10 protein-coding genes are annotated in these 12,129 nt (G+C 36.0%); 1 reads left to right on the top strand and 9 read right to left on the bottom strand.

What is annotated here, in order from left to right:
- Positions 1-148: 148 nt before the first annotated feature.
- The 8 genes from ATE49_RS06305 to ATE49_RS06340 form a co-directional block, all read right to left on the bottom strand.
- Positions 149-676, bottom strand: a complete 528-nt coding sequence (locus ATE49_RS06305) for a hypothetical protein (RefSeq protein ID WP_065081483.1) — start codon at positions 674-676, stop codon at positions 149-151.
- Between the two features lie 66 nt (positions 677-742).
- Positions 743-2,272 (bottom strand): glutamine-hydrolyzing GMP synthase, encoded by a 1,530-nt coding sequence (guaA, locus tag ATE49_RS06310; protein ID WP_065081484.1) that lies wholly within the window; start codon positions 2,270-2,272, stop codon positions 743-745.
- Positions 2,273-2,398: 126 nt separating this feature from the next.
- Complete coding sequence (purD, locus tag ATE49_RS06315; RefSeq protein WP_009084526.1) at positions 2,399-3,646, bottom strand: phosphoribosylamine--glycine ligase; 1,248 nt, start codon at positions 3,644-3,646, stop codon at positions 2,399-2,401.
- Between the two features lie 124 nt (positions 3,647-3,770).
- Entirely contained in the window at positions 3,771-5,285 is a 1,515-nt protein-coding gene (gene purH / locus ATE49_RS06320; protein WP_065081599.1) for a bifunctional phosphoribosylaminoimidazolecarboxamide formyltransferase/IMP cyclohydrolase, read from the bottom strand.
- A gap of 167 nt (positions 5,286-5,452) precedes the next feature.
- Positions 5,453-6,016 carry a phosphoribosylglycinamide formyltransferase gene (gene purN, locus ATE49_RS06325; RefSeq protein WP_065081485.1) on the bottom strand — a complete coding sequence of 188 codons (564 nt, stop codon included), beginning with the start codon at positions 6,014-6,016 and terminating at the stop codon, positions 5,453-5,455.
- Positions 6,017-6,093: 77 nt separating this feature from the next.
- On the bottom strand, positions 6,094-7,080 hold the full coding sequence (gene purM, locus ATE49_RS06330; protein ID WP_021346871.1) for a phosphoribosylformylglycinamidine cyclo-ligase: 987 nt from the start codon (positions 7,078-7,080) through the stop codon (positions 6,094-6,096).
- Between the two features lie 274 nt (positions 7,081-7,354).
- Positions 7,355-7,906 (bottom strand): NADPH-dependent FMN reductase, encoded by a 552-nt coding sequence (locus ATE49_RS06335; protein ID WP_034867365.1) that lies wholly within the window; start codon positions 7,904-7,906, stop codon positions 7,355-7,357.
- Positions 7,907-8,013: 107 nt separating this feature from the next.
- Positions 8,014-8,742 carry a pirin family protein gene (locus tag ATE49_RS06340; protein ID WP_065081486.1) on the bottom strand — a complete coding sequence of 243 codons (729 nt, stop codon included), beginning with the start codon at positions 8,740-8,742 and terminating at the stop codon, positions 8,014-8,016.
- A 222-nt stretch (positions 8,743-8,964) separates the two neighbouring features.
- Between ATE49_RS06340 and ATE49_RS06345 the strand changes: the two genes are divergently transcribed.
- Entirely contained in the window at positions 8,965-9,768 is an 804-nt protein-coding gene (locus tag ATE49_RS06345) for a DUF3667 domain-containing protein (protein WP_065081487.1), read from the top strand.
- A 166-nt stretch (positions 9,769-9,934) separates the two neighbouring features.
- Here the strand turns inward: ATE49_RS06345 and ATE49_RS06350 are convergent, their stop codons facing one another.
- On the bottom strand, positions 9,935-12,097 hold the full coding sequence (locus ATE49_RS06350) for a glycoside hydrolase family 97 protein (protein WP_065081488.1): 2,163 nt from the start codon (positions 12,095-12,097) through the stop codon (positions 9,935-9,937).
- Positions 12,098-12,129 lie beyond the last annotated feature (32 nt).

Here is a 12,129-nt window from a genome sequence, read left to right on the forward strand (position 1 = left end):
ATTTTGTTCTAGTTAATCAAAAACTATTCCTCTTAGTCAATCAAATATATTCAATATAATTTAGTTAAAAGATGTAGAAACCTCTCACAAAAAAAGCAGCCTTTTGGCTGCTTTAATAGTTTTGTTAAGACAAAGCTTGTAATATTAATTACATTTTCTCATCATGTATAATCACTTTCCCGGAGTACTCTCCTGAAATAATTCTATCTGGTCCTGTTTTAAAAGAAAAAGTAACTGTAAATCTATCTCTACCAATTCTTTTAATTGAACATTTTCCTTCGGATGAAATTTGCTCTGATTTCCCTGAGGCACCATCAAAATCCATATACCACGTAGAGGCATATTCCATCTTTCTGGTACTATTCTGATAGTTAAAATCACCATCCAAGATTTCATTATTTGGAAATTCCACCCCCATTTGAACTGTTTTAGTAGCAGTCATTCCATTACTATTAACTCTTCCTATATTGGTAAAGCTAAAAATATAAACATTCTTATTTGTAGAATTGTAATTGAGCATTTCACGTACATTGACATTATCAATATTCAGCCTTTCATTGGTACTGATTTGAAGATAGCCCGAAGAATTCACTTTGTCTTCATCCCTGTTACTACAAGAAAAGGTTATAAAAAATAAAGTAAATAAGATAATGGAAACAGTAAAGATTTTATTCATATAATAATTATTAAAATTTAGATTACAAAGAAAAGGACAGATTCTAAACCTGTCCTTTTCTTTATATTATTCCCACTCGATTGTTGCAGGTGGTTTGCTTGAAATATCATAAGCAACACGGTTAATACCTCTTACCTCATTGATAATTCTGTTGGAAACAGTTTCCAGGAATTCATAAGGAAGTTTGCTCCATGTAGCCGTCATAAAGTCTATTGTATTAGCAGAACGTACAACAGCTGTATATTCATAAGTTCTCTCATCTCCCATTACTCCAACAGATTTTACCGGAAGTAATACCACGAAAGCCTGTGATACTTTTTCGTACAGATCATTTTTGTACAATTCCTCGATGAAGATATCATCTGCTTCCTGTAAGATTCTTACTTTCTCTACATCTACTGCTCCAAGAACACGGATACCTAATCCGGGACCTGGGAACGGGTGTCTGTATACCAAGTGGTGAGGAATACCTAGTTCTTCTCCTACTTTTCTTACTTCGTCTTTGAATAGCTCTCTTAACGGTTCTAGTAATTCGAAATCCATTTCCTCAGGAAGACCACCAACATTATGGTGAGACTTGATTACTGCAGAAGGTCCTTTTACAGATTGAGATTCGATAACATCAGGATAAATAGTTCCCTGTGCTAAGAATTTTGCACCTTCAATTTTATGAGATTCTTCATCGAAAACAGCGATAAACTCGTTTCCGATAATCTTTCTTTTTTGTTCAGGATCATCAACACCAGCCAGCTTGGACAGGAATCTGTCAGCAGCATCTACCAGTTTAATGTTCATATGGAAATGCTGTCCGTAGTTTTCCATTACTTTTTTCGCCTCATCTTTTCTCAGAAGCCCAGTATCTACAAAAATACAAGTCAGCTGATCTCCGATAGCTTTATGGATAAGCACTGCTGCTACAGATGAATCTACACCTCCGGAAAGCCCAAGAATTACTTTCTGGCTCCCTACTTTCTCTTTAATCTCAGCAACTGTTCTTTCAATATAGTTAGTCAGTTTCCAGCTTCTTTCAGATTGGCAGATGTTAAGAACAAAGTTCTCCAACATTTTGCTTCCTTCCTCTGTGTGAGAAACTTCAGGGTGGAACTGAACAGTAAAGATTTTTTTATCTTCATTTGCCATTCCTGCAATAACACCGGATTTAGCAACTATATCGAATCCTTGAGGAGCAGTTTCTACTTCGTCGAAGTGGCTCATCCATGCTATAGATCTTTCTTTTACTCCATCGAATAAAGAACATGCTTTTACGATCTCCAATTCAGCTTTTCCATATTCTCCTTTTACACCTTTAGCAACTTTACCTCCTAAAAGGTGAGCTGTTAACTGCATTCCGTAGCAAATCCCTAAAACAGGAATTCCTAATTCGAAAATTTCTTTTGAAACCAAATGTGCATCTTCTGCATTTACAGAAGAAGGTCCTCCTGAAAGAATAATACCGAAAGGATTTCTTTCTTTAATTTCTTCCAATGGTGTGTAGTAAGGGATGATTTCAGAATATACTCCCATCTCTCTTACTCTTCTTCCGATCAACTGGTTGTATTGTGAACCGAAGTCTAAAATAATAATTCCTTTTTCCATAAAATTAATGTAACAATTTAGCAATGCACATCATGTAACAATAAATTATTGGTAAACTGACACATTGATAAATTCGTTGATATTTATTAAAAGCCCCTGAACTTTCGCTCAGGGGTTATGTTTGTTTTATTTCTTTTGCTCGAACAAGCCTATATCGTGTCTGTAGAAGCCGTAGTCGAAAGAAACCTTTTTAATGTTGTCATAAGCCTGCTTTCTGGCATCATCATAAGTTTCTCCAAATCCTACAACATTTACAACTCTACCGCCTGTTGTATAATAGCTGTTTCCACCTTTTCTGGCACCTGCAAGAAGACAAAGTGTATCTACTTTATCTGTTCCTTTTATTTCAAGACCAGTTTCGATGTTTCTTGGATATCCTCCGGAAACCATCACTACACATACTGCTTTTTTATCAGCAAATTTTAGTTCTACTGGTTTTCCTTCCATACAGTCATTGATAACATCCACAAGGCTGTTTTCCATTAGAGGTAAAATAACCTGAGTTTCAGGATCTCCTAAACGCATATTATATTCCAGAAGGTAGCTGCCTTCTGCAGTAACCATTAATCCAAAGAAAATAAATCCTTTGAAACTAAGGTTCTCCTGCTTAAGACCTTTCAGCGTTGGAAGCATAATATTTCTTTCGAAGTCTGCATAGTGCATCCCATTGAATTCAGGACTTGGTGCTACAGTACCCATACCACCGGTATTCATACCTTCATCACCTTCTCCTACTTTCTTATAATCTTTTACAGGAATACAAGGGAACAACTCTTCACCGTTGGAGAAACAGATAATAGAAGCTTCAAATCCTTGTAAAAACTCCTCAATAACCAGCTTAATCCCGGCATCACCGTGAATTCTTCTGATCATGAAATCATGAATAACAGCATCTGCTTCTTCAAGAGTTTCACAGATTACTACTCCTTTACCACCTGCTAAACCACTAGCCTTGATTACTAACGGGAATTTATGATCTTTAACATAATCTAAAGCATCCTGGTATACTTCAAAAACCTGAGCCTTTGCAGTTTTAATACCGTGATCCTGCATAAATCTCTTAGAGAAAGCTTTAGAACCTTCTAATGAAGCCGCTTTAGCATTTGGCCCAAAAATTTTAAGACCTGCTGCTTTAAACTCATCTACGATTCCATCCACTAAAGGTGCTTCAGGACCAACTATTGTTAAATCAACTTTTTCTCTTGTTGCAAATTCTACCAGTTCAGGGATAGAATCTTCATATATATTCTCACCATATTCTTCGGTTGAAGCATTTCCTCTTGCAAAGAATATTTTTTTAACTTTCGGATCTTGTTTAAGTTTCCATCCAATTGCAGCCTCACGACCTCCGGTACCAACGACTAATACTCGCATATTTTAGCTATATGTTTTTTTATTTAAATCTTAAAAATTTGTGCTTTACTTTGTAGCAAGTGTCAAAGATAGCATAAAAACTATTTTTTTCAAAAAAATAGAAAGTTAATTCCTGTTAATTGAATTAATGGAAAAAGTGACGCATCCCGGTAAATAACATTGGGATTTCATGCTCGTTTGCAGCCTGAATACTTTCTTCATCACGCATAGATCCACCTGGCTGAATGATAGCTTTGATCCCTTCTGCAGCACAGAAATCTACAACGTCTCTAAACGGAAAGAAAGCATCTGATGCCAGCACCAATTCACCACCGAATTTTGCTTTGGCTCTTTCTACTGCATGTTGTGTAGCCCAGATACGGTTAACCTGTCCGCCACCAATTCCTAAAGCCTGCTGGCCATTGGAAACAACTATTGCATTAGATTTTACATATTTCACAACTCTTTGTGAGAAGATCAATGCTTTTCTCTGCTCTTCTGTAGGTTGTTTTTCAGTTACAACACTGATGTCTTCAGAAAACTCATCATCAGCATTTTGTACCAGCATACCACCGTCAATTTTCACCCAAACCTGCTTATCAGAAACCGGATGTTTGATTTTGATTACACGAAGATTTTTCTTTTTGTTAAGGATTTCTAAAGCATCAGCATCAAAATCAGGTGCCATAACAATTTCTAAGAAAGTTTCGTTTAATGCAGTCGCTGTAGCAGCATCTACTTTAAAGTTCATTCCTACAATTCCACCAAAAATGGAAACAGGATCACACTCGAATGTTTTTCTGTATGTTTCTTCCGGCGTTGTACCTACAGCCACTCCACAAGGTGTAGAATGTTTCACAGCGCAACAAGCCATTTCTTCTTTGAATTCATTTACCACTTTCCAGCAAAGATCCATATCTCTCAGGTTATTGAAAGAAAGTTCTTTTCCTCCCAGCTGTTCGAAATCCTTCATCGCTCCTTTCTCTACTGTAGAAACATAGTAAGCCGCAGACTGATGTGGATTTTCACCGTAACGAAGATTCGCAACTTTTTTGAATGAAGCATTCAGATAGTTAGGATATTCTTCATCCAAAAGCATTTTGGAAATTGCAGCATCATAAGCCGCTGTAAGGTTGAATACTTTCCCTGCTAACATCTTACGCGTTTCCAGTTGGGTATTTCCTGAAGTTTCAATTTCTTCCTGAATTTTTGCATAATCACCGGCATCGGTAATTACAGTAACATCAAAGAAACCTTTAGCTGCAGAACGCAACATAGAAGGTCCGCCTATATCGATAAATTCTACTTTTTCTTCTAAAGAAATTTCTTTATCGGCATTCTCAAAGAACGGATATAGGTTAACGATTACCATATCGATTAAGCCAATTCCGTGCTCCTGAACAGTTTTCATGTGCTCTTCGTTTGAACGAATTGCTAAAATACCTCCATGTACTTTTGGGTGCAGCGTTTTTACTCTTCCATCCAGCATCTCCGGAAAGTTTGTTACTTCATCAATCTGAACAGGGCTAAGTCCCGCATCTTTCAGATGCTTAAAGGTTCCTCCTGTTGAGATCAGCTCATAATTGTTTTTTTCCAAAAATCTGGCAAAATCGATTAGACCGCTTTTGTCAGAAACACTAATTAATGCTCTTTTTTTCATTTCTTTCTTTACTTTTTGTGCCAATCTTACTTAAGGATTAGCATTTGGAAAACCTGCAACAATTATTTCCTTTCCCAAATAATTGTTGCAAACGTTCCGTTTTCACTTTTTACTTTTGGCTGCTTTCCCAGCCCGATTTTATTTCAAACTTCTATTAGTCTAAAGGATTAGCCATTCAGTACTTTCTCAATAGCTAAAGGAAAAATATCGTATTCTATCTGGTGTACTTTACCAGCAATATCTTCCGGCGTATCATTTTCTTCAACAGTAATCTTTCCCTGCAGGATAATCTCTCCTTCATCTACTCCTGTGGTTACAAAATGTACAGTGGCTCCGGATTCTTTTTCTCCTGCTTCTTTAACAGCGTTGTGCACATGCATTCCCCACATTCCTTTCCCTCCGAATTTTGGAAGCAAAGATGGATGAACATTAATCATTTTGCCTTCCCACTTTTCACAAAACTCCTGTGTAAGAACGGATAAGAATCCAGCCAGTACAATAAGTGATGTATCTTCAGGAATTACTGTATCCAGTTTCTGGCAAAAATCCTTTCCTCTTTTAATTAATTGAAAAGGGATTCCGGCATCTTCAGCTCTTTTTAGTCCGTAACAATCACGGTCAGCAACTACAAGGCTTATTTCTGCATTCTGGATTTCTTTATCAGTAATAGCTTTTATAATCCTTTGCAAATTAGTTCCTGAGCCTGATACCAGTATTACTATTTTTTTCATTTTCAAATGTAGCAATGTAGTAATGTAACAATGTCTTTATTGGTATATTGTCACATTACTATATTGGTAAATTATTTTTAGATTAATTGGATTTTCTCAGCGTTCTCAGTAATCTCTCCTACAAGGTAAGCATCAGGTAAAAGCGCTAAAGCTTTCTGTGCATCAGCTTCTGTAAGGACAACCACCATACCTACTCCCATGTTGAATGTTCCATACATTTCTTCACGTGCTATGTTTCCTCTTTTTTCAAGTTCCAACATAATAGAAGGAATTCTGATTTCTTTTGTTTCAACAGTTGCACAAAGTCCTTCAGGAATAATTCTTGGAATATTTTCGTACAATCCTCCACCTGTAATGTGAGCAATACCATGAATTTCCATTTCATTCATCAGTTTCTGAATGCTTTGGTAATATAATCTTGTAGGTACCAATAATGTTTCGTGAATTGGCTTTCCTTCGAAATCTTCATTGAAGTCAGGGAAAACTTTTCTTACCAGAGAGAAACCATTAGAGTGGAATCCTGAACTTGGTAAAGCGATAATTTTGTCTCCGGCTTTGATTTTAGAACCGTCAATAACCTGATCTTTTTCTACAATACCTACGCAGAAACCTGCTACATCATAATCTCCAGGATTATACATTCCCGGCATTTCAGCAGTTTCACCACCAATAAGGGCACATTGATTGTCTTTACAAGCTTCCACCATCCCTAGTACGATTTCAGCTGCTACATCGGCATCTAATTTTCCACAAGCTAAGTAGTCTAAGAAGAATAATGGTTTTGCACCGTGGCATACTATATCATTAGCACACATTGCAAAACAATCGATTCCTATAGAACCATATTGTTTGGTATCCAATGCAATTTTCAGTTTGGTACCAACTCCATCTGTACCACTTACCAGTACCGGGTTTTTGTAACCACCAATTTCATAAAAAGCACCAAAGCTTCCAAGATTGTTTAGCACGTTTGGGTTATGTGTTTCACTAACGGCCTTTTTTATCTTGTCCACCGTTTTGTACCCTTCTTCTTTGTCAACTCCTGCGGATTTGTAGGTATTCATTTTTAGTTTTTATTATTTAGTGAATAAAATTACAATTTAAAATTGATCTGAAGTTTTGATTCTCAATTTGTTTTATCAAAAAACGTAAATAAAAAAGCCGACAAACTTTTGGAGTCTGTCGGCCATTATTTATCTCAAATTTAAAGGGCACACCGAGTTGTCTTTTCCTATTGTCCGGGATGACTGATGCTTTTCTTTAAATTGCTTTATGATCTTCACTTCTGAATTTTGATTTGCAAATTTAATAAAATTTACTTTAAAATCCTATTAGAATTTATGCATTTACTTTTGCAGCAAATTCTTCTTTTATTTTAGCAATCTTATGCTCTAATTCTTTAGCTTTTTCAGCATCCAGAATACCTTTCTCAGCATCGAAATTATCTTTGAATTTAGGCAATGAGAAAGTCTCTACAATGTTTGCACCACTATGCGGGAAACGTGCAGTTGCTGCAGCCAATACGTTCGCACCACCTTTAGGTCCAGGTGCTGTAGCCATTAAGAAGACATCTTTATCTCCCCAATGTGGTCTTCCCGGAATACGGGATACCCAGTCGAAAACATTCTTGAAAGCTACTGAATAGCTGCTGTTATGTTCTGCCAAAGACATAATCACTAAATCTGCACTATCAATTTTTTCAGCAAAATTCTTTGCTTCCTGAGGAACTCCGGATTGCTGCTCTCTGTGAACTCCATAGATAGGCATTTCATAATCGTTAAGATCTAAAAGCTCTACATCATTACTATCAAATTGTTTTGTAACGTACTCTACCAATACCTTATTAATTGATGCCGGAGAATTAGTTCCTGCAAAAGCTACTATTTTCATTTATATCTAATATTATTTTTAGTTATTATTGAAAGCGAGCCATAATCATTGCTTTTATAACGATATGATTTCCGGCTCATTTATCTATTATCTTTACTCAGTTTAAATTAATGTGCAAAATTAGGCAAATTCATAGGAACATCTATAATCAAAAGTTCAGAATTTTCTGTTGCTTCTATATTGAATTTATCTGTATCCCAAATTCCAAATGCATCACGGGTGTTCAATACCTGATCTCCAATTTTTACCTGACCGTTTAATACAAACACATAAGCACCATTTCCTTCTCTGTGGATAGGATATTCTTTGCTGAATCCTTTATCAAACTTTGCTAAATTAAACCATGCATCCTGATGAATCCATACACCTTCATCATCTGCGTTGGGTGACAAAATCTGTTGAAAATCATTTTTCTTATAACCTTCGGAAACATCAACCTGATCATAGCGTGGTGTTACATTTTCTTTGTTAGGAAAAATCCATATCTGCAGAAATTTTACCGCTTTATCCGCATTGGCATTCATTTCACTATGCATTACACCAGTACCGGCTGACATTACCTGAATATCTCCTTTTTTAATGATTCCTGCACTTCCCATATTATCTCCATGTTTTAAGTCACCTTCTAACGGAATAGAAATAATCTCCATATTGTTATGTGGGTGCTTTCCAAAGCCCATACCACCTTCTACATAATCATCATTTAAAACTCTCAACGTTCCGAAATTTACTCTTTCAGGGTTAAAGTAACCTGCAAAACTAAAACTGTGTGCACTTTTTAACCAGCCGTGATCTGCGAATCCTCTGCTGTCTGCACTGTGATATACTGTTTTCATATGTTTATGTTTATTTTTTCTTATGCAAATTTACGCTACCACCAAGGTGAATGAATTGATGTAAGATAAGTAAATAAGTGAATCAATATATTTCATATATTCGTGAGAAATTAAGATTATATAACTAAATCGAGTGATAATATGATAAAACCTTTATTAATTACATCTTTTACTGCGAAATCAAAATGCTTAGGCGGATATAAACAAAAAATTCAGTAAAAGATGGAGAGTATTTTAGAAAACTGCAGCAGTTGCGGTACGACTGTTAACGGAAACTATTGTACTGAGTGTGGACAGAAAAAATTCAAAAGAATTGACCATACTTATGTGTTTGATGAAGTTAAAAGTTTTGCCTACTATACAGAAAAAGGATTTTTCTATTCTGTTAAAAACATCATATTAAACCCCGGAAAAACAGCCAGAAAATTTCTGGAGGGCGACAGAATACACCATTACAAGCCTTTCGCACTTACCATGGTACTCAGTGGGATTTCAATATTATTATCCAGCTTCCTTAATATAAAGGACATCATGGAGAACGCAATGAGAGCCTCTAATCAAAATGTATCCGATAAATTCATTGATGCATATTCCACCGGATTCCTCTCCTATTTCTCCTTTATTATGCTGGCTTTAATACCATTCTTTTCTCTCCTAACCAGGATAGCGTTTAGAAAATGGGGACAAAATTACTACGAGCACCTGGTCATGAATGCTTATTTTCAATGTTTTTACACCATTGCACTTATTATTATTTTTGATCCTATTTTTTATTTCTTACAGAATGACCCTGTAACAATTGGTAAAATATCTACTTTATCATATTTAATTGTTCCAATATTACTTTTTTGGTTCTATAAGGGCTTTTATTCAGAGAAAAGTACAAGAAGTATTATTGGCCGTCTATTTATTTTTTACCTGCTACAGATTGCAGCTATAATTATCATCTTTATCGGATTGCTTTTAATAGGTTTCCTTATCGGTAAATTTAACCCCGAATTAATACAAGGAATGATAAAGAAATAGAGTTCTATTACTTCTAAACACCCAATAAAATAAAGACCTATGATATTTCAAACATCATAGGTCTTTTTATTTTAATCTGAGACCGAAATAAAGTAATTTATATATTTCACCTCGTCAGTCTGAGTGATTTTTTGTTTCAAAAATCGTATCGAAAACTCAGGCTAATTTACTTTACAGCTTTCAGAGAAATAGCATATCCGCCGCTTCGTGCCAATTTCACAGGAATCTTGGTAGTGCTGGTAACAGTTTTCTTATAGATATGGTAACTCTGTGGGTTGGTATCGTAATCTGCATCTTTACCATCTTCATAAATTACAGCTTCATACTTTTTACCTTTATCCAGGAATGATAAATCTACTGTAAAATCACGCTTGTTTTCGTCAGTAATACCACCTACATACCATTCATCTTTACCTTTTGCTTTTCTGGCAACATGCAGATAATCCCCAGGCTCAGCATCCAGGATTTTGGTATCATCCCAATCTACAGCCACGTCTTTGATAAACTGGAATGCATCCATGTGTTTCGCATAGTTCTCCGGTAAATCTGCTGCCATTTGTAATGGTGAATACATGGTTACATATAATGCCAACTGTTTTGCCAATGTAGTTTTTACCATACGCTTGTCTCCAGGGAAGTAATAATCTAATTTTGTCTGGAAGATACCCGGAGTGTAATCCATTGGCCCTCCCATCTGTCTTGTAAACGGAAGAATCGTTGTATGATCTGCGTTGTTTCCGCCAAACGCATCGTACTCTGTTCCACGTGCAGCTTCTGCAGCTATCCAGTTTGGATATGTACGGTTAAGTCCTGTAGGGCGTACAGATTCATGAGAGTTTACCATAATCTTATAATCTGCTGCTTTTTTAGCAACATGCAGGTAATGGTTATTAGTCCATTGGCTATAATGATGCTCACCACGAGGAATAATATTTCCTACATAACCGGTTTTTACAGCATCATACCCATACTTATTCATCAGCTTGAAAGCAGGATCCAACCATCTTTCATAATTAACTGTTGAACCAGATGTCTCGTGGTGCATAATCAGTTTAATGCCTTTACTATGTGCATAGTCATTAAGCGCTGCAATATCGAAATCCGGATATGGCGTTACAAAATCAAAAACATCTTCTTTAGAATGTCCGAACCAATCTTCCCAACCTATATTCCAGCCTTCAATAAGAAGTCCGTCGAAACCATTTTTGGCTGCGAAGTCTATATATTCTCTTACCTTGGTATTATTGGCTGCATGTTTTCCGTTAGGTGTAAGCTTGGTGAAATCTGTTTTTCCTAAATGTACATTATCTTCTGTAGAATAAGCCCACTGAGATTTTCCAATAATCATTTCCCACCATACACCCATATATTTGGTTGGCTTTATCCAGGAAGTATCTTTATATTCTGTAGGTTCATTCAGATTGAATATCATTTTAGAATCCAGAATTCCTGCAGCTGTAGGCGATACAATAATTGTTCTCCATGGTGTATTGAAAGGTGTCTGAATATAACCTTTTGCTCCCTGTGCATCTGGGGTAAGGTGTGTTTTGAATTTATAATTCTGACTGTCTACTTCCAGATGTGATGCAGGGTAATTAATCAATGCTGCTTCACCTAAATCTACATATAAAGGTTCTTTGCCTTCTTTCTTAAGGATTAAAGGTGTCTGTACTGTATTTTTAATTGGAAACTGCGATGCATTTTGTTCTACAGCTCCAGCCCATTTTGCAGCAATCTCTGAAATTTTAGAAGTTTGGTACTGATATTCCTGTGTGTCGTAGTCTCCTACAATCCACCAGGCTTTCATATCAGATGGAAGGTCTATTTCTGAATCCTCTTCTTTAATTACAAAATAGTTAAGATTTTTCTGTTGCGGAAACTCGTAACGGAAACCTAAACCATCATTAAACAATCTGAATTTAATTGCTATTGTACGATCCTGTTTGTCCTGATGAAGATTTACGGTAAGCTCATTATAATTGTTAATATAGCTTTTTTTCTCTCCCATTACCGGCTGCCAGTTTTCATTTTTAGAATCTCTTTTTTCAGATACTTTAGTGAATCCCTGATTCAGGTCATTTTCGCTGCCTTCTGTTTTACTAATCTCGGAAGCAAACTGTATATTGTTATCTTTAAATAAACGAAGTCCCAGTTTAGATTCCTCCACCACAACTTTTCCATTGTATTTCAGCTGATAATATGGTGTTCCGTTTTTCAGACTGAAATCCATCTGAAACTTTCCATCCGGAGATTTCAACGTTTGTCCGTACAAACCTCCTAATGTCAAACCAAAAAATGCAACTGCCAAACTTACTTTCTTCAAGTTCATAATTGTTATTTTATTTGTAATATCTAAAGTTA

The organism is Elizabethkingia miricola (genome assembly GCF_001675285.1).
In the GTDB taxonomy this organism is placed as follows: Bacteria; Bacteroidota; Bacteroidia; order Flavobacteriales; family Weeksellaceae; genus Elizabethkingia; species Elizabethkingia miricola.